18 protein-coding genes are annotated in these 18,586 nt (G+C 62.8%); 13 read left to right on the top strand and 5 right to left on the bottom strand.

The window, feature by feature from the left end; genetic code table 11:
* Positions 1 to 12 precede the first annotated feature (12 nt).
* The 4 genes from FQ746_RS32095 (at position 13) to FQ746_RS32080 (ending at position 4,124) form a co-directional block, all read left to right on the top strand.
* Positions 13 to 1,371: an acyclic terpene utilization AtuA family protein gene (locus FQ746_RS32095; protein WP_144113836.1), complete on the top strand. Its 1,359-nt coding sequence runs from the start codon at positions 13 to 15 to the stop codon at positions 1,369 to 1,371.
* Between the two features lie 4 nt (positions 1,372 to 1,375).
* Complete coding sequence (locus tag FQ746_RS32090; RefSeq protein ID WP_144113835.1) at positions 1,376 to 1,729, top strand: DUF4387 domain-containing protein; 354 nt, start codon at positions 1,376 to 1,378, stop codon at positions 1,727 to 1,729.
* Between the two features lie 20 nt (positions 1,730 to 1,749).
* Positions 1,750 to 2,727: a D-2-hydroxyacid dehydrogenase gene (locus FQ746_RS32085; RefSeq protein WP_144113834.1), complete on the top strand. Its 978-nt coding sequence runs from the start codon at positions 1,750 to 1,752 to the stop codon at positions 2,725 to 2,727.
* Between the two features lie 98 nt (positions 2,728 to 2,825).
* A complete protein-coding gene (locus FQ746_RS32080) occupies positions 2,826 to 4,124 on the top strand; it encodes an MFS transporter (RefSeq protein ID WP_260854239.1) in 1,299 nt (432 codons plus the stop codon).
* A 116-nt stretch (positions 4,125 to 4,240) separates the two neighbouring features.
* Here FQ746_RS32080 and FQ746_RS32075 read toward each other — a convergent pair whose 3' ends face one another.
* Positions 4,241 to 4,474: a hypothetical protein gene (locus FQ746_RS32075; protein WP_144113833.1), complete on the bottom strand. Its 234-nt coding sequence runs from the start codon at positions 4,472 to 4,474 to the stop codon at positions 4,241 to 4,243.
* Between FQ746_RS32075 and FQ746_RS32070 the strand changes: the two genes are divergently transcribed.
* A complete protein-coding gene (locus tag FQ746_RS32070; RefSeq protein ID WP_144113832.1) occupies positions 4,473 to 4,766 on the top strand; it encodes a hypothetical protein in 294 nt (97 codons plus the stop codon). The genes FQ746_RS32075 and FQ746_RS32070 overlap by 2 nt on opposite strands.
* Before the next feature lie 62 nt (positions 4,767 to 4,828).
* On the opposite strand, the gene FQ746_RS32065 is transcribed toward FQ746_RS32070, so the two are convergent.
* Together FQ746_RS32065 and FQ746_RS32060 are read right to left on the bottom strand one after the other, a co-directional pair.
* Complete coding sequence (locus FQ746_RS32065; protein ID WP_260854238.1) at positions 4,829 to 5,341, bottom strand: TIGR00366 family protein; 513 nt, start codon at positions 5,339 to 5,341, stop codon at positions 4,829 to 4,831.
* A complete protein-coding gene (locus FQ746_RS32060) occupies positions 5,341 to 5,994 on the bottom strand; it encodes a TetR/AcrR family transcriptional regulator (protein ID WP_144113831.1) in 654 nt (217 codons plus the stop codon). The genes FQ746_RS32065 and FQ746_RS32060 overlap by 1 nt, the downstream gene beginning before the upstream one ends.
* Before the next feature lie 366 nt (positions 5,995 to 6,360).
* Between FQ746_RS32060 and FQ746_RS32055 the strand changes: the two genes are divergently transcribed.
* The 3 genes from FQ746_RS32055 (at position 6,361) to FQ746_RS32045 (ending at position 9,988) form a co-directional block, all read left to right on the top strand.
* Complete coding sequence (locus FQ746_RS32055) at positions 6,361 to 7,497, top strand: acyl-CoA dehydrogenase family protein (RefSeq protein ID WP_144114025.1); 1,137 nt, start codon at positions 6,361 to 6,363, stop codon at positions 7,495 to 7,497.
* Between the two features lie 77 nt (positions 7,498 to 7,574).
* Positions 7,575 to 9,503: an AMP-binding protein gene (locus FQ746_RS32050; protein ID WP_144113830.1), complete on the top strand. Its 1,929-nt coding sequence runs from the start codon at positions 7,575 to 7,577 to the stop codon at positions 9,501 to 9,503.
* Positions 9,504 to 9,538: 35 nt separating this feature from the next.
* The gene (locus FQ746_RS32045; RefSeq protein WP_222105905.1) at positions 9,539 to 9,988 is read left to right on the top strand and encodes a PaaI family thioesterase; all 450 of its coding nucleotides are present in this window, start codon (positions 9,539 to 9,541) and stop codon (positions 9,986 to 9,988) included.
* Between the two features lie 29 nt (positions 9,989 to 10,017).
* Here FQ746_RS32045 and FQ746_RS32040 read toward each other — a convergent pair whose 3' ends face one another.
* The gene (locus FQ746_RS32040) at positions 10,018 to 10,848 is read right to left on the bottom strand and encodes an alpha/beta hydrolase (RefSeq protein ID WP_313955587.1); all 831 of its coding nucleotides are present in this window, start codon (positions 10,846 to 10,848) and stop codon (positions 10,018 to 10,020) included.
* A gap of 105 nt (positions 10,849 to 10,953) precedes the next feature.
* Positions 10,954 to 11,778 carry an enoyl-CoA hydratase/isomerase family protein gene (locus FQ746_RS32035; protein WP_144113828.1) on the bottom strand — a complete coding sequence of 275 codons (825 nt, stop codon included), beginning with the start codon at positions 11,776 to 11,778 and terminating at the stop codon, positions 10,954 to 10,956.
* A gap of 290 nt (positions 11,779 to 12,068) precedes the next feature.
* Here FQ746_RS32035 and FQ746_RS32030 point away from each other — a divergent pair, with 290 nt between their 5' ends.
* The 5 genes from FQ746_RS32030 to FQ746_RS32010 are packed head-to-tail and all read left to right on the top strand — an operon-like array spanning position 12,069 to position 18,576.
* Positions 12,069 to 13,178 (top strand): thiolase family protein, encoded by a 1,110-nt coding sequence (locus FQ746_RS32030; protein ID WP_144113827.1) that lies wholly within the window; start codon positions 12,069 to 12,071, stop codon positions 13,176 to 13,178.
* A complete protein-coding gene (locus FQ746_RS32025; RefSeq protein ID WP_144113826.1) occupies positions 13,175 to 14,389 on the top strand; it encodes a thiolase family protein in 1,215 nt (404 codons plus the stop codon). Before FQ746_RS32030 ends, FQ746_RS32025 begins: the two co-directional genes overlap by 4 nt.
* Before the next feature lie 39 nt (positions 14,390 to 14,428).
* A complete protein-coding gene (locus FQ746_RS32020) occupies positions 14,429 to 14,905 on the top strand; it encodes a Zn-ribbon domain-containing OB-fold protein (RefSeq protein ID WP_144113825.1) in 477 nt (158 codons plus the stop codon).
* The gene (locus FQ746_RS32015) at positions 14,902 to 16,500 is read left to right on the top strand and encodes an acyl-CoA carboxylase subunit beta (protein ID WP_144113824.1); all 1,599 of its coding nucleotides are present in this window, start codon (positions 14,902 to 14,904) and stop codon (positions 16,498 to 16,500) included. The genes FQ746_RS32020 and FQ746_RS32015 overlap by 4 nt, the downstream gene beginning before the upstream one ends.
* A gap of 9 nt (positions 16,501 to 16,509) precedes the next feature.
* On the top strand, positions 16,510 to 18,576 hold the full coding sequence (locus FQ746_RS32010; RefSeq protein WP_144113823.1) for an acetyl/propionyl/methylcrotonyl-CoA carboxylase subunit alpha: 2,067 nt from the start codon (positions 16,510 to 16,512) through the stop codon (positions 18,574 to 18,576).
* Positions 18,577 to 18,586: the final 10 nt, after the last annotated feature.

Here is an 18,586-nt window from a genome sequence, read left to right as displayed (position 1 = left end):
TTCGATCAAACCATGGAAGACGAACTGCGCATCATGGCCGTGGCGGGCAATCTCGGCTACGGATTTCCTGAAACCTCGCTGAAAAACGGCATCGCACGCAAGCCGCATCTGGTCGGCGCCGACAACGGCTCATCCGATCCCGGCCCTTACTATCTCGGCAGCGGCAAATCGCTGATCAAGCGCGAGCAGTTGCGGCGCGATCTCGGTCTCTCGCTGAAGGCGGCGCGCGATGCGGGCGTGCCATACGTGATCGGCACGGCGGGAACCGCCGGTGGCAAGCCGCATCTCGACGAATTTCTCGATGTACTCGACGAAGTCACGAAACGTGACGGCTTGCGCTACAAGCTCGCGACCATTCCCGCCGAGATCGACAAGAGCGTCATCAAACAGGCGATTCGCGAAGGCCGTGTGAAGTCGATGGGCGTGCTGCCCGAACTCACCGAAGAGGCCGTCGACGAGACTACGCGCATCGTTGCACAGATGGGCACCGATCCGTTCGTCAATGCGCTCGACGCGGGTGCCGATGTGATCATCGCGGGCCGCGCATGCGACACGGCCATCTACGCAAGCCTCGCCGCCGCGCGCGGCTTCGACATGGGACTCGCGTTCCATATGGCCAAGCTGCTCGAATGCGGCGCGCAGTGCTCGGTGCCGCTCGCCGCGAACGATTGCCTGCTCGGCACGCTAAGACGCGATCACTTCGAACTCGAACCGATGAACATGGAGCGGGGCGTCACGCCCGTTTCGGTGGCTGCGCACATGATGTACGAGCAGCCCGATCCGCATCATTTCTACGAGCCCGAAGGCCTTGTCGATCTCGAGCACACGCACATCGAAAAGCTCGACGACCGGCGTGTGCGTGTGTCCGGCAGCAAGCTCGTCGAGATGCCGCCGAGCATCAAGCTCGAAGGAGTGAAGCTGCGCGGTTATCGCACGATTACCGTGGCCGGCATGACCGATCCGCGGTTGCTCGCTGCCGTCGACCAGGTGGAAGCTCGCGTACGCGACGACGTCGCGCGGCTGACTGCGTTCGACATGAAGCCCGGCGAGTACGAGCTGAACTTCATTTACTACGGGCGCAACGGCGTGCGCGTCGAGCAACGCGAGCCACGTCTCGCGCATGAGATCGGTATGGTGATCGAGGCGATCGCACCGACCCAGGAACTGGCGAATATGGCGCTGTCGCTTGCGCGCAGCTCGTTTTTACACGGCTATTTCAATGGCCGCAAAGCCACTGCGGGCAATCTCGCGTTTCCGTTTTCGCCGTCGGATCTGGTCGGCGGTCCGGTGTACGAATTCACGATCTATCACGTGATGCAGGTCGACGATCCGGCCGCGCTGTTTCCCGTCAACTTGACGAACATCGGGTGATGCAATGAATCTGACCACTGTTTTCGATCCCGCGAGCGGCGACACGATCTATGATCTCGCCGAGGTGATGCGCAGCAAGAACGCCGGGCCACTGTACCTGACCTTCGACATGATTTTTCCCGACGCGCCGACATATCGCCGCGTACTCGACAGCGGCGTACTCACACCGGAACTCGTCAGCGCGCTGTATCCGGTCGTGGCGAGCGATGTCAGCATCGTCTCGTTCGACGCGGCCAATGCGATCAAGATCACGATTCCGCGTACAGGTCCGACTTCCGGCGCGCCTGGCGATCGCGACGTCTATGGCGCGCAGCAACACGAACCGCTGATCGGAATCCGCATTCCGCCGGCGCGTTGATATCTTTCATCAAAACGCCCATGAAACGTATTCTCTTTCTCGATCGCGGCACGATATCGCCGCGTGCGCAATTTCGTCCGCTCACGTTCGAACACGAACTCGTCGCTTTCGAAACGACGCGGCCGGAACAGCTTGTCGACCGGATCGCCGACGCGGACATCGTCATCACGAACAAAGTGAGGATCGGCCCGGAGGTGCTCGCGAAGTCGCCGCGCGTGAAGCTGATTGCGGTTGCGGCGACCGGTACCGACGTGATCGATCTCGCGGCGTGCGACGAACGCGGCGTCGTCGTGTCGAATATCCGCAACTACGCGCTGCACACCGTCCCCGAACATACCTTCGCGCTGATCTTCGCGTTGCGGCGCTCGATCGTCGCGTATCGGGAGTCGGTGCAGAACGGACGCTGGCAGCAGTCCGGCCAGTTCTGCTACTTCGATTTCCCGATCCGCGATCTGGCTGGCTCGACGCTCGGCGTGATCGGCGACGGTGTGCTCGGGCGCGAAGTCGCGCGCATCGGCACGGCGCTCGGGATGCGCGTGCTGATGTCCGCGTACAAGGGTGTCGACAACATGGGGCCGCTTTACACGCCCTTCGACGAGGTGCTTGCGCAAAGCGACATTGTCACGTTGCATTGCCCGCTCACACCCGCGACACGCAAGCTCATCGGTACCCGCGAATTCGCTCAGATGACAAGGCATCCGCTCGTGATCAACACGGCACGCGGCGGACTCGTCGACGAAGGCGCGCTTGCGCAGGCGCTGGGTAGCGGCCAGATTTCCGGCGCCGGTTTCGATGTGGTTACCGAGGAACCGATGCCGGAATCGCACGAGTGGCAGGCCCTGCTTCGATTGCCCAATTTTCTGCTGACGCCGCACGTCGCGTGGGCCAGCGACGAGGCGATCCAGACACTCGTCGATCAATTGCTCGACAACATCGACGCGTTCGTTGCGGGTGCGCCTCGCAATGTAGTCGGAAAGTTTTCGGGCAGTCGCAACTAGCACTGCCGGCGGGCCAACGATCGCATTTCGTTGCCTGTGCGTCAGCGCGCAATGACTCTGATCGGCGTCTATCCACCCAATAGATTGGGGAGATGCGTGTGAACGATTCACAAATAGAACATGCGGTGATGCGCAAGGTGATAAGGAGATTTGTGCCTCTCCTTTTTATCTGCTTCGTAGTGGCGTTTCTCGATCGCGTGAATGTCGGGTTTGCCGCGTTGACGATGAATCATGACATTGGTCTATCTGCGTCCACCTTCGGATTGGGAGCGGGGCTTTTTTTCGTTAGCTATTTCCTGCTCGAAATCCCGTCGAATCTGATTCTCGAACGAGTCGGCGCACGACGTTGGATTGCCCGGATCATGATCACCTGGGGCGTGCTTTCCGCGTGTACGGCGTTAGTGCAAGGCCCACACAGCTTCTATGTGATCCGGTTGCTGCTCGGCGCAGCCGAGGCGGGCTTCAGTCCCGGTGTCACGTTCTTTTTTACTCTGTGGATCCCGTCCAGATATCGCGCCGGTGTGATTGCCACCTATCTCGCGGCCATGCCGGTTGCGAGTGTGATCGGTTCGCCACTGGCGAGCGCATGTCTGAGCCTGGAGGGGGTTCTCGGACTGCACGGGTGGCAGTGGATGTTTCTTATCAACGCGCTGCCAGCGCTCCTTCTCGCGCCGGTTGTGTACTTTATGCTTAGCGACCATCCCTGCCAGGCTGGCTGGCTGAACGAAGAGGAAAAGAACTGGCTCGAGAACGCGCTGCGAGCCGATCGAAGCCTGGTGCAGGTCGATGCGCATGACGGCATACTTCGGTTTCTGTTGAAACCGAAAGTCATCATCCTCTCGATTGCCTATTTCGGTACGGTCGGCTTCAACTATGGACTGAGTTTTTTTCTGCCTCAGATCATTCACCAGTTTGGTCTCAGCCTATTTGCTACGGGCCTGGTCAATGTCATTCCGTTTGCGCTCGCCGTCGTGGGAATGCGGTTCTTGGCCAGATCGTCTGACGCAAGAGGCGAGCGAAAATATCATCTCGTCCTGGCAATCGTTCTTGCGGCATTGGCGCTTGGCCTGTCCACGGGACCTTTCACTGCCACAGCGAGATTTGCCCTGTTGTGTCTTGCGGCCATCGGCGCATTTTCCGCACTCGTCGTATTTTGGGCTCATTGCTCCGATTTTCTGGATGCGACGGGAATGGCGGCGGGCATGGCCATGATCAACTCGGTCGGCAATCTTTCGGGTTTCGCCTACCTGTACATGGTCGGATTCGTGAAAGAAGTGACTGGCAGCTTTGCTGGCGGCCTTCGGATTATCTCGGCCGTTGGCGCGCTAGCGGCAGTGCTGATACTGATCGGGTCCAATCCGCAAAGATCACGCGCTGTGGAGAAACCGGCAGTATGATGCGAGCGCCGCAGAAGTTGTGGCGCAGTGCGCTTCTGCGGATCGATCCGGCACGAAAGACCCACGGTCACGCGCAAACCGCCAGGCCGCCACATTGCGCCGCGTGCGCCCTGTGCTCAGTGATACGCGACGCCACCCGTTGGATCGATCTCGCGCCGGCTGTTCCACGCGATGAGCAGCAGCATGACAAACGAGCCAGCAAACAGCGCACAGCCAAGAATATAGAAATTGCTCGCCGGGCTCGCTCCGCGTGCAAAATATCCGACGGTCATAGTTCCGACAATGCTGCCGCAGCTCGCGAAGATGTTCATCAGGCCGATCGCCGCTCTCGCCTGATTGCGCGGGAACATGCTGATTGCCCAGCTCCACGACGTGCCCGCACCTGAGAACAGGCCCGCACCGGCGAGCCTCGACAATCCGGCCTTCAATCAGGCTATCGCGGGATTGCAGTCGCAATTTCATATGAGCCTGGGCAGCGCGTATGCATCGTTCGAATCGATGGTTGCCAATCAGGCCGCGGTCATGGGGCTCGACGATTTCTTCTATGCGTCCACCTTCATTTTTATTCTGATCATTCCGCTCATCTGGCTCACGCGCCCGACAAAGGGCGGGGACTCGGCAGAAGCGTCCGCGGCGCATTGACGTGAGCGCGCCGGAACACTTCGCCACACTTCAAGGAACCAGCCAGAGCGCAACCGCATAGATCACCAGCGACACGGCGAAGAAAACCGCCGTGTACCCCACACGCGCTGAATGCGAATGCCCGCGATGGCCACGATCGGCACGGCCCAGAAAGGCTGAAGCATGTTCGACACGTTTTCGGCCATGGCGACGCCCATCGCGGTGCGCGGCACCGATGCATGCAGATCGAGTGCCGCGGGCAGCACGAATGGACCCTGCACCGCCCAGTGGCCTCCCGCGCTCGGCACCAGCAACGTGATGATGAGCGAACTGAGAAAGCTCCAGAGCGGAAGCATGGCTGGCGAGGCGATTGTCAGGAATGCCTTGGCGATCATCGATGCAGGACCGGTGCCCTTCATGACGCCCATGACGCCGCCATAGACCGGATACTGAAGCAGCACCGAACCGGTCTGGCGCGCGGCACGGCGAATTGCATTCGCGTACGCGATCGGCGTGCGCTGAAGCGCGAGGCCAATCATCAGGAAGACGAGAATCGCATTCCCTGAATAAGGGTGAACTCTTAGTTTCTCGCGCATCACCCGCGCCGCGTCAGTCCATCGAGAAACAATTCGGTCAGTTCGTGAGACAGCATCTGAATCGATGTACTTCGCGGCCTGTACCATTCGAGCGAGCCGTTCAATGCGGTAATCAGGAACAGACGCGTCAATCTCAGATCGCGCGCGGGATTGAATTCGCCGCGCGCGGCGCAACGCTGAAGCAGTGTGTGCCAGTACGATTCGTACGCATCCCGGGCGACGATCTGCTTTTCGCGAATCGACGCCGGGACCTGTCCGAAAATGCGAACGTTCGCCGAGGTGTAGTCCTGCAACTTGAGCAGCGCGTGGAGGTGGGCGTGAATGGCGGCGTGCAGGATGGTGCGCGTGTCGCTAGCGGGGTCGAGCGACATCACCGCCCGTCTTACTTCTTCGGCGACACGCACCACGCCAATGCGCAATACCTCGGTGACGATTTCTTCCCTGGAGCCGAAGTGGTGATAGATGCTGCCCGTCGTCACACCGCATTCCGCCGCGATATCGCGCAGTGAAATGCTGGCATAGCCTTCCTCGCGAAAGAGGCGGGCGGCCGTATCCAGAATCAGTTGCCGTCCTTCTGCCGGCGCGATGTCGTCTTCGCTGACGGACGCTCCCGCGGTGGCTTTCGCGTGAGAAGAGGCCTGTTTTTTGCCCATGTGTCGCTATCCACTCTGAAATGTAATGGCCGGACGCGGATCGCCAGCATCGCGCGGCCGGGGCCGATCGCCGCAAGCTAGACGACACGCACAGCCGTGAGAGGAGGAACCCCGGTCAGGGTCGTGAACGCTGTGACGGATCGATCAGATGATCATCCCACATAACGTTCGTTACGTGATGCGGGTTGCCGTTCCGATGAAACCGCCATGGCTCGGCTGAAACGGGAAGATCCAGGGTTTGTCCGGCCTCGACAAGACCGGGGCGTCCACTTTAAATGACCGTAACGATTGTTATCTTCGAAGCACACCTCACGGGAGGTCTCGGTGCATTCCAACGAAGGTCCGGACTCGTCCGTCGCGTCATCGATGCCCTATTTCACCAACGAGCATCACATGCTGCGTGAAACGGTCCGGCGCTTCGTCGAAAGGCGCGTGAAGCCGCATGCCGACCGCTGGGAAAAAGACGGCTTCGTACCGCGTGACGTGCTGCGGGAAATGGGCGCGCTCGGGCTGCTGGGTATCCGCTACGACGAGCGGCACGGCGGGAACGAATTCGACACGCTGGCCACGGCAATCCTCGCCGAGGAACTGGGACGCTCGACGTATGGCGGCTTCGCCATTACGGTGCTCGTCCATACGGACATGGCGAGCCCGCATCTGTTTCATGCGGGGACTGCGGCTCAGCAGGACCGCTTCATGCCGGACATCATCGCGGGGCGCTCCATTGCTGCCGTGGCCATGACGGAAGCCGACGCGGGGTCGGACCTCGCGAGCATGCGTACGACAGCGCGACGCGTTGGAGACGGCTGGGTGCTGAACGGCGCCAAGATGTTCATCACCAACGGCGTGTATGGCGATATCTATTTCGTCGCCGCCAAGACCGGCGAGCCAGGACGCAACCGGAATATCTCGATGTTCATCGTTGAGAAGGGCACCCCGGGCTTTCGTGTCGCGCGCGCGCTCGACAAGCATGGCTGGCTCTCCAGCGATACCGCCGAACTGGTCTTCGAAGACTGCCTCATTCCGGATGCCAATCTGCTCGGCGAAGAAAATCGCGGCTTTTACGCGCTGATGAGGAATCTGCAGAACGAGCGGATCGTGCTCGGCGCCCAGTCGATCGGCGAGGCTGCCAGGGCGATCGAGCTGACGCTCGAGTGGGTCACGCAGCGCCGCGCGTTCGGCGCCACGCTTTGGGATATGCAGACCATCCGGCATCGACTCGCGATGCGCAGCGCCCAGGTCGAAGCGGCGCGTGCGCTCGTCTACAACACCGCGTGGCGCGATGCGCAGGGGCAGCAGGTCGTCAAGGAAGTCTCGATGATCAAGGCGCTATGCGGCACGCTGGTGAACGAGGTGATGTACGACTGCGTCCAGTTTCACGGTGGCATGGGATTCATGCGGGAAACCGCCGTGGAGCGCATGTCGAGAGACGCTCGTGTACAGGCGATCGGCGGCGGCGCGACCGAAGTGATGCTCGAGGAAATCGCCAAGCGGATGGTCTAGCTTCGACGTGCTTCACGTAGTCCAACTGGCGCCGGGACTGCGCAATCGATCCAGCCCGTGACGCAACTGGAGATGACATGACGGATACCCTTCAAGAGCTCACGTCGGGGCCCATTCTGGAGCTTCGTCCGGAATGGCGAATCGCGAGCCAGGAACAGTTGCTGGCCCACGCACGCGAACTGGAGTCCCAGGGCAGCGACCGGTATTGGGCATGGGTCGGGGAAAAAATGCGCTGGCGCAAACCGTGGGCGACGCTGCGCGACGGCGAATTCGGATCGCTGCGTTATTACGCGGACGGCATCCTGAATGTCGCGGATAACTGCGTCGATCGCTACGCGGACGATGCCGCCACGTCGAACAAACACGCGTTGATCTGGGAAGGCGAGGACGGCGCGTCCAGACGTCTCACGTATCTGGAGCTCAGGGAGCAGGTATCGCGCTTTGCCAACGCGCTGCGCGAACTCGGCGTTGGCCGTGGCGATGTCGTCGCGATTCACCTGCCCAATCTGCCGGAGGCGTTCGTCGCCATTCACGCGTGCAATCGTCTCGGCGCGATCTATACGGTGCTCTTCAGCGGCTTCTCGAAGGCGGCCATTGCCATGAGGTTGCAGGCATCGCGCGCGTCGGTCGTCGTCACGGCCGACGCGTCGCTCAGACGCGGCAAGAAGGTGCCATTGCTGGAAAACATGCGCAGCGGACGGGCCGCGTCCGGGCATGTGCGCCATACGGTGGTCGTGAATCGCACCGGCGATCCACTCTCGCTGGAGGACGGCGAATCCGAATGGAGCGTGCTGCTCGACCGGCAATCGCCTGACTGTCCGTGCGAACCCATGGAAGCGAACGATCCCGCGTTCCTGATCTTTACCTCGGGCACGGAGAGCAAGCCCAAAGGTGTCGTGCATAGCGCTGCCGGATTCCTCGCGGGCACGTGGGCCAACGTGCAATGGCAGGTCGGCCCACAACCGGACGACGTGTACTGGTGCGCCGCAGACGTGGGATGGCTGACGTTTCCGATCCAGGCAGTAATCGGCGGACTCGCACATGGGATGACGCTGCTATGCTACGAAGGCGCGCTCGACTATCCCGACAAAACACGCATGCTGAAGATCGCAAAGCGGCATGGCGTCACGAAGATTCTCGTCGCGCCGACCGGCCTGCGCATGCTCAGAGCCGCCGGCGACGAGGTGGTCGCGGAGCAACGCCCGGCGACGCTGCGGCTCGTGACCACGCAGGGCGAGCCTCTCGATCCGGAAACGGCCGAGTGGACCACGCGCATGCTCGGTGTGCCCGTCATCAACGCCTATGGGCAGACCGAAACGGGATCGACGTGGACGATGCCTGTTTATGGCGTGGATCCGCTCAAGTACGGCAGTTGTGGCGGCCCGGTTCCGGGTCACGCGTTTGCCATTCTGGACGACCACGGCGCGCCGGTCGGTCCTGGCGTGCGCGGCAATCTGGTGTTGACGCAGCCATTCCCGACGCTCGCGAGGACCATCTGGGACGATCCGAAGCGCTACATCCAGTCCTATTTCCAGCGCTTCCCCGGCCATTACGCGAGCTCCGATGAAGCGGTGCTGGACCGCGACGGCCAGCTCTGGGTGCTGGGGCGCTCCGACGACGTGATCAACGTCGCCGCACACCGCATCAGCACGATGGAAATCGAAAGCGCGGCCTCGGGCTGCGACGGCGTCGTGGAGGCAGCGGTGGTCGGCGTGCGCGATGCGTTGCGCGGCACCGTGCCTGTCGCGTTCGTCACGCTCAAGCCAGGCACCGATCCCGGCGTAGTCGTATCGGACGTATCGGCATGCGTGCAGAAAGCAGTGGGGACCTTCGCGCGCCTTGGCAACGTCTACGTGTCGACTGCGTTGCCCAAGACGCGGGCCGGCAAGATCATGCGCCGGCTGTTGCGGGAAGCGGCGGAGACGGGTGCGATCACCGGCGACACGAGTGGCCTGGAAGACCAGGCTTCGCTCGATGCGGTGCTTGCCGCCGTTCGCGATCGATAACCGGCCGGCGAACAGTCATTACACGCGGACCTCCTATGAACACACCGCTGTCCCCGGATTTTCCCGCCCACGTTGTCGCAAACTACGACAAGCTGAACGCGATGCGCCTGATCAAGGCGACGCTGACGAACATCGAGGAAGGCGCGGTGGAAGTGCACGTGCCGCACTGGGACGGCATAGAGCAGCAGCATGGCTACATACACGGCGGTATTGTCGGCATGATCGCCGACACGGCGGCGGGCTTTGCCGCGATGACCGTGACGCCCGCCGACGCGTCCGTGCTGACGGTCGAATACAAGCTCAATTTCGTCGCGCCGTCGAAAGGAGAAAAACTCATCGCGCGGGGTGCCGTGATACGCGCCGGCCAGACATTGATCGTGACGAAGGCGGATGTGTACGGCATCGCGGCTGGGGTCGAAACGCTGTGCGCGGTCATGCAGCAGACGATCATCGTCAAGCACGCGTCGACTGCGCCGCACGAGTGAGCGCGGCTCCACCAGACTGCAGGTGTCTTTTATTCTCGACCCAATGCGCGATCGAGAAAGCCCCGCATCGCATCGCCGAACAGATCGTTCCGGTCGCCCGCGACCATGTGCGCGGCGCCTGCCACGTCGATCGTCTGCGCATGCGGGCACAACGTCATGAAGTGCTCGACGCTTGCCGCGCTGAGCACATCGGATTTTGCACCACGCACCAGCAGCGTCGGCACAGTCAACGCCTGCACGCAGCGCGACAAACGCGGTTCGCGCGCGAGCGGATCGCGCTGATCGGGACGAAAACGCGGGTCCCAATGCCAACGGTATCGTCCGTCAGCGCCGACACGCAGGTTCTTCGCGAGCCCGTCGAGCGACGAAGGCCGTGGCCGATGCGGCTGATACGCCGAAATGGCATCGGCCACTTCATCGAGCGACGTGAAGCCTTCCGGCCGGCCTGTCATGAAGCGGTGAATCCGCTCGACGCCATGGGCCTCGATGCGCGGCGCGACGTCGACGATAACCAGCGCACGCACATCCAGCTGTTTTTCTCCTGCCGCGATCATGCTGGTGATGCCGCCCAGCGACGCGCCGATCAACGCGGGTGTCGATCCGCCGACGGCCGACACGACACAGAGCAGGTCTTCGACCATCGCGTCTTCGGTGTAGTCGCCATCGGGCGCCCAGGTGGAGTCGCCGTGGCCGCGCGCATCGAACGACACCGCGTAATAGCCGCTGGCGCCGAGTTGCTGGCCGGTATCCTTCCATGCATGGCGCGTCTGGCCGCCACCGTGCTGCAATACGACGAGCGGGTCGCGCGAGTTGCCCCAGCTATCTCCGGCGAGCCTTACACCGCGCGCACCGTCCCACATGTGCATAGGCGCCGGTGTGCCAGGCAGGAGTTCACCGGCGCTCATAGCAGGCTTTTATGGCTACTGCGCTGTGCGAAGCACGAGAGATCGCGCGGCATCGTAGGCTCACATCGAGTCGAAGGTGGGCGGCCGCTTTTCGACAAAAGCGTTCATGCCTTCTTTCCATTCGTCGCCGCCGACGAGAATGGAGAGGGCCTCGATGCCAAAGCGCCGCGCGCTGCGCAGGTCGGCGTCTTCGCTCAGATAGATCGCTCGCTTCGATTGAGAGAGTGCCTGTGGGCCAAGCTTGCGCAATTCGAGCGCGATGTCGAGCGCCGCGGCGATCAGCGCGTCACCCGGAACGACCGCGGAGACGAGCCCGTAACGCTCGACCGTTTGTGCATCGATGTGGGTCGAGCGCAAGATCCAGTCGAGCGCGCGGCTGCGTCCCACATGACGGATGAGCTTCTGCACGCCGCCCGCGGCGGCGACCGCGCCGATCTTCGTCTCCGGCAAACCCATCTTGGCATGCGACGCGATCACACGGAAATCGCACGACAGCGCCAGTTCGCAGCCGCCGCCGAGCGCGTATCCGTTGATCGCCGCGATGGTGGGGAAGCGCATCTCTTCAAGACGGTCGAACAGCACGGCGATTTTCGCCAGGTAGTCGTCGCGAGCAGGCTGCGGGGTGGTGAAGCGCGCTTCGGGCCCGGCGAAATAACGCAAATGGGCGCCGCAACAAAATGCGCGCTCCTGGCCGGTCACGATCAGTGCGCGCGTTCGCGTGCTTTCGAGCAGATCGAGCGCACGCTCGAATTCGTCGAGGAATTCGAGCGACAACGTGTTCATCTGCTGCGGGCGGGTCAATGTGATCAACGCGATCGCGCGTTCGATCCATTCCACCTTCAACGCGGTGCCCTCGAATGTCGGACCTTCGAAATGCTCGCTCATGCTGTCTCCTCAACAATGTCCTGACGCGAAACGCGCGCGGGATGAGTACAAGCGCGGTGCGATTCTCAAGCGTAGGATAACCGCATGCACGGGTTATCTGTCAAGAAACATAACTGACCATCGGGTCAGTACGTGTCATGCGAAGTGCGAATATGTCCTTTTAAACACTGCATTTATCCGGCCTTTTCAGAAAACTGACCGCACGGTTAGATCATTGACCGACAAGGTCGAGATCGCTATCATGCTTGCTGGAGACGGACAAAACGCGAACCGCCTGGAAAAAGGTCCCTATGGATGTCTATGTGCTGGGAGTGGCCATCCACCCGGCTGCCACGGCGATCGGCGATGCACGACTGGAGGAGATGGCGTACCGCACCGCACGCGCCGCGCTGGACGACGCCGGCGTGCGTCGCGCCGACATCGATCACCTCACGCTTGCCGCCAGCGACGAACTCGACGCACGCGGCATCAGCAGCATGCTGCTCGCCGCGCCATCGGGCGGTTATCTGAAAGACGAAATGCGCACCACCGACTCCGGCCTCACCGGCTTGCATCTTGGCGCGATGCGCGTGGCGTCCGGGCATCTTCATCTGGGGCTCGTCGTCAGTACCAGCCAGAATTCGGTCGTCGATCTCGAAGACATCGCACGAATGCGCAGCGAACCGTTCTTTCTACGCCCCATCGGCATGAATCTCGCGATTGCGGATGGCCTCTTCGCAAGCGCGGTGCAGCAACGCTACGGCTTTAGCGAAGACGCCGTCGCGGCCTGCATGATCGAACGTATCAGCGCCGCGCGTGACAATCCGCGTGCCGTTGCGAGAGACGTGCCGCCAGCCGGCGACATCGTCGGATCGCCGAGCATCGCGTATCCGCTGCGCGCCGCGCATCGTGCGCCCATCACCGACGGCGCGGTCGCGCTGGTGATCGCCTCCGGGCACTGGGTGCGCACGCATCCTGACGCGAGGCCGCTCGCACGCCTCGCGGGCATGGCGTGGGGCGTGGATCGCTATCAACTGGATGCAGAGCGCCTTGCCAATCTCGACGTGTTCACACAATACGCGGTGCAGACGCTGAAGCGCGCAGACGGAATCGGTATCGGCGACGTCGACGTAATCGAATTCGATGCACAGCATGCGTGGGCCGACCTCGCGTATCGCGTTGCATTGCAGCCGCCGTCTCGCACGCGCGTGAGTCCTTCGGGTGGTGCATGGGCGCAAAATCCGTACTTTTCGATGGGTCTGCTCAATGCCGCCGAAGCCGTGCTGCAGGTGAGCGGGCGCGCGGGCGGACATCAGGTCGACGGTGCAAAGCGTGCGCTTGCCCATGGCGCATCGGGCTTCGCACAACAGGCGCACGGCTTCGTGCTCATGGAACGAGTCGAGAAAGGAGCCGGCCGATGACGTATTCGGGCGCATCCCACAACGTGGCGATCATCGGCACGGGGCTAACCGAATTCCGCTCGCGCCTCGATAACAAGACCTATCCGGAGCTTGCGCAGGACGCGGTCGCGCTCGCCCTCGTCGACGCCAACCTGCAGCCGGATGCAATCGATGCGGTGGTGTTCTCGATGGGGCCGACGTCGTTCATGGGCGTGGCCGACGCCGACAAATGGGCGGTCGACTACACGTGGGCGCGCGGCAAGCCGTTCATGCGGCTGGAGACCGGCGGCGCGACCGGCGGCTCCGCGTTGCAGGCCGCCCATGCCCACATCGCCTCGGGGCAATGCGAGACCGTGCTCGTCGTGGGCGCGGATCGCATCACCGAATCGCCCGATGCGCAGTTTCTGCTGAACCTGATCTGGGACTCGTTCTACGAGCAGGATGTCGCGCTCAACACCGTCACCATGACGGCGCTCGCGACGCAGCGCTACATGCACAAGTACGGCACGACCGAGGAGCAGTATGCGAAGGTCGTCGTGCGCGCGCGCCGCAACGCGCTGAACAATCCGTGTGCGCATCTGAAAGGCGATATCGACATCGCCGCCGTGATGAATTCGCCGCGCATATCGTGGCCTTACAAGCTGTTCGACATCTGTCCACGTTCGGCAGGCGCCGCGGCGCTGGTGATGACATCGGAGCGGCTCGCGCGCGAACGTTGCACCCGGCCGGCGTTCGTCACCGGCATCGCGGGGGTGTCGAACACGGTCTTCATGGGCGACCGGCAGGGCCCGTATGCCGAAACCGATTTCGCCGACTTCGCCGAAATGCGTCCGGCAGCGCGCGAATGCTTCCGGCAGGCGGGTATCACCGATCCGTACACGCAGATCCAGACGGTCGAAATCTACGATCCGTTCAGCTCGTTTCACTTTCCCCAGCTCGAAGCGATGGGTTTTTGCGCGCCGGGCACCGCACAGCATCTGTCGGATGAAGGCGCATTCGATATGAATGGCGCGCTTGCCGTGAATCCATCGGGCGGCACGCTCTGTACGAACCCGATCGGCGCGGTCGGGCTGGTGCGCGCGGCCGAAGCAGCGCGTCAGGTGATGGGCCGCTCGAACGCGATGCAGGTGCCGAACGTACACAACGCGCTGACGACCGCGATTGGCGGCTCCACGCAATTCTTTACGGTCACGATGCTGAGCGACGAACCGCGCCGCTCCGATGCGGGTTAATGGCGCCGCGAAGAACGGCACTGACAGGAGGCAGTCGATATGGGCGCTTCAATTGAAACGAACGATTCACACACGTTTCCCGGCGAATGGCAGGTTCGCTATCGCTATCCCGTCGGTGAAGTCGGCGCGCGGTTTTTCGATGCGCTGAAGCACAAGCGCATCGTCGCGACGTCCTGCAGTGCGTCGGGCATGACGTATCTGCCGCCGCGCGCGTACTGCGAACGCAGCTTTGAAAAGTGCGATGGATACGTCGACGCGGGCAGCGAAGGCACGATCGAATCCGCGACGATCGTCAGCGCAGCCTTCGATCATCTGCCCGAGCCGCCGTATGCGATCGCCTACGTGCGGCTCGACGGCGTGAGCACGGCGATGGTCAACTTCGTGCGCGGGCTCGATCTGTCCGACGTGCCGGCCGCTGCGGCGAAACTCGTGCCAGGCACGCGCGTGCGCGTGCAATTCATCGATGCGCCGCAAGGCCGCATCACCGATTTCCACTACGTGACGATAACCGAATGAGCACGATCGCAACGCGCGTCGACCGTCAGTCGGCGACCTTCCTGAAGAATCTGACGCATTACGACGCGCTGCTCGACGAGTTACGCGCGCGTCACGCGCATGTGCTCGCCGGTGGCGGCGAGAAACTCGTCGAACGTCATCATCAGCGCGGCAAGATGCTCGCGCGGGAACGCATTGATCTGCTGCTCGATCCGTTGTCGCCGTTTCTCGAACTGTCGCCGTTGGCCGCGTGGGGTTTGTACGGTAACGCCGTGCCGTCGGCCGGTGTGATCACCGGCGTAGGCCTGATCGCGGGCACGCCGTGCATGCTGATCGCGAACGACGCCACCGTCAAAGGCGGCTCGTTTTTCGCCGAAACCGTGAAGAAGCACGTGCGCGCGCAGGAAATCGCCGAGCAGCACCGGCTGCCGACGCTCTACCTCGTCGACTGCGGGGGCGCCTATCTGCCGGAACAGGATCGCGTGTTTCCGGACAAGGATCACTTCGGCAATACGTTCTTCCGGCAGTGCCAGATGTCCGCGCAGGGCATTCCGCAGATCTCGGCCGTGTTCGGTGGCTGCACGGCGGGTGGCGCGTATATTCCGGCGCTTTCGGACGAAGTGGTGATGGTGCGCGGCCAGGCGCGCATCCACCTGGGCGGTCCGCAGATCGTCAAGGCGGCGATCAACGAAATCGTCGATGGCGAGACGCTCGGCGGTGCCGAAATGCATACGCGCGTGTCCGGCGTGTCGGACTATCTCGCCGAAAACGAAGCGCAGGCGCTGCTGCGCGTGCGCGACATCGTCGCCGGTCTGAACCGGCCGCGTACGCTGTTCGGCGCGCTGCACGACGTGAAACCGCCGCGCTACGAGATCGGCGATTTGCGTGGCATCGTGCCGCCCGGCTTCAAGGAGCCCTACGACGTGCGCGAGGTGATCGCGCGTCTGGTCGACGATTCCGAGTTCCAGGAGTTCAAACCCGAGTTCGGCAGCACACTGGTTTGCGGCACCGCCTACTGGTGCGGCTATCCCGTCGGCATCATCGCGAACAACGGTGTGCTGTTTTCCGAATCGGCGGCGAAGGGCGCGCACTTCATCGAAATGTGCAACCAGCGCGGCATTGCGCTGCTGTTCCTGCAGAACATCACGGGCTTCATGGTGGGCACGGAAGCGGAACGCGGCGGTATCGCGCGCCATAGCGCCAAGCTCGTCTATGCGATGGCCACCGCACGTGTGCCGCGCTTCACGGTGATCATCGGTGGCTCGTTCGGCGCGGGCAACTATGGCATGTGCGGGCGCGGCTTCAACCCACGCTTCCTGTTCGCATGGCCCAATTCAAAGATCGCGACGATGAGCGCGGATGTCGCCTCGACGGTATTGACGGATCTGCGGCGCAGCAGCCTCAAAAGCCCGGCGAGCGAGGAGGAACTCGCGGAAATCGATCGCGCGACACGCGCGCAGTTTGAAGAGCAGAGCGATCCCTACTACGCGACCGCGCGTCTGTGGGACGACGGACTGATCGAGCCATCCGAGACGCGCGAGGTCATCGGGTTGTGTCTGGCGTTGGCCGCCGCCGAGGCACCCGTCACCGGCCCGACGCCGGTTTTCCGAATGTAAGGGTCGCTCATGTTCGAATCGATACTGATTGCCAACCGTGGCGAAATTGCCTGCCGGATCGCGCGCACGTGCCGCCGCCTGGGCATCCGCGTGATCGCCGTTTACTCCGATGCCGACCGTCATGCGCGGCATGTGCGCGAAGCCGACACCGCAGTGCGCATCGGCCCCCCCGAGGCGGCGCGCAGCTACCTCGACGCCGACGCGATCATCCGCGCGGCGCTCGAAGCGGGGGCGAGCGCGATTCATCCAGGCTACGGTTTCCTGTCCGAGAGCACGCAACTGGTACGCCGTTGCGCGGAACACGGCATCGCGTGGATCGGGCCGAGTGCCGACGTGATCGAGAAAATGGGCTCGAAGATCGAATCGAAGCGCCTTGCCGAACAGGCGGGCGTGCCGTGCGTGCCGGGTTATCACGGCGACCAGCAGGCGCCCGAGGCCTTGCTCGCCGAGGCACGCAAGATCGGCGCGCCGATCCTCATCAAGGCGAGCGCGGGCGGCGGTGGCAAGGGCATGCGCCGCGTCGACGATCTCGACGATTTCACCGCGCAACTCACGCTTGCCAAACAGGAAGCGTTGCGCGCCTTCGGCGACGACCGCGTGCTGCTTGAAAAACTGATTCTGCGGCCGAGGCATCTCGAAGTGCAGCTTGCCGGTGATCACCACGGCCATCTCGTGCATCTGTTCGAGCGCGAGTGCTCGATCCAGCGCAATTACCAGAAGGTGATCGAAGAGGCGCCCGCGCCGAATCTGCCGGCTCCCGTGCGCGCGGTGCTATTCGACGCGGCGCTCAAGCTGGGCCACGCCATTGGCTACGACTCGCTCGGCACCGTCGAATTCGTATTCGGCGACGGTAGCGACACCCCATACTTCCTGGAGATGAATACGCGTTTGCAGGTCGAACATCCGGTGACCGAAACGGTGACCGGACTGGATCTGGTCGAATGGCAAATCCGCATCGCCGGCGGTGAGAATCTGCCGGTCAGCGATCAGGCGGCGATCAGCGTGAGCGGCTGGGCCATCGAAGCGCGCGTCAATTGCGAGGATCCCGCGCAAGGGCATCGACCCGAGTTCGGTACCGTGACGCAATACGCGGAACCGCCGGTCGCGGGTGTGCGTATCGACAGCGGCATCACTAGCGGGTCGGAGGTGACGCCTCATTACGACTCGATGGTCGCGAAAGTGATCGGCTTCGGCGCGACGCGCCCGCAGGCGGTCGAGCGTTTGCGGGCCGGACTCGATGCATTCGAAGCGGCCGGTATCGGCACGAATCAGAGCCTGCTGTGCGCGATCGCCGATCATCCGCTATTCCGTTCCGGCCGTCTGACGACCGATTTTCTTGGCGAAGCCTTCGAGATGGGCTGGAAAGCCGAACCCGACGCGCTCGAACAGGCAATCGCCGCTGCGGCATTGCACGCGATCACCGGCCACGAGCCGGCGCGCGACGACTACTGGCAGCGGCAAAGCGGCCATCGTTTCATGTCGGCCACGGGGCGACGCGCGGCTGCACGCCTGCGAGTCTCCATCGATGGCAACGAACGCAATGTCAAAATCGAGCGCGAAGGCGAGGGCTGGCGCACCACGTCCGGCAACGCAGCCGTTTTGTGCTTTAACGCCCGCATCGAAGCACACAGCGACGGCGCCACGCGCGTCCATATCGAACCCGAGCACGGCGTGCGCCGCACGTTCACGATGTCGCGCGACGGCGAGCACGTATACGTCAATCAACGCGGCATGCGCTGGCGCATGGCGGTCGTCAGTGAGCTCGTGGCACTCGCGCAGGTTGCCGCACGAGCGGGCGCGCAGGGCAGCGAGGTCCACTCCGACATGCCAGGCTCGGTCACTGAAATCCACGTGAAGGCGGGTGACGCCGTGAAGGCCGGCGACGTGCTGGTCGTGATGGAAGCAATGAAGCTGATTTTCCCGCTTGCCGCGCCGCGCGATGGTGTGATCGAGTCGCTACATTGCGAAGTCGGCGAGATCGTGCCGCGTGGCCAGACGCTCGTGCAACTCGCGCCGCTGGAAGCGGCGGCGGACACCGCCAAGGTGCCGGACGCATCCGAATCGACCGACAAATGAAGGGAGCAAA

Source organism: Paraburkholderia sp. BCC1886 (assembly GCF_900996245.1).
Classification (GTDB): Bacteria; Pseudomonadota; Gammaproteobacteria; order Burkholderiales; family Burkholderiaceae; genus Paraburkholderia.
Note: the sequence above shows the minus strand (reverse complement) of the source record. Positions and strands in the feature narration are given on the sequence as shown.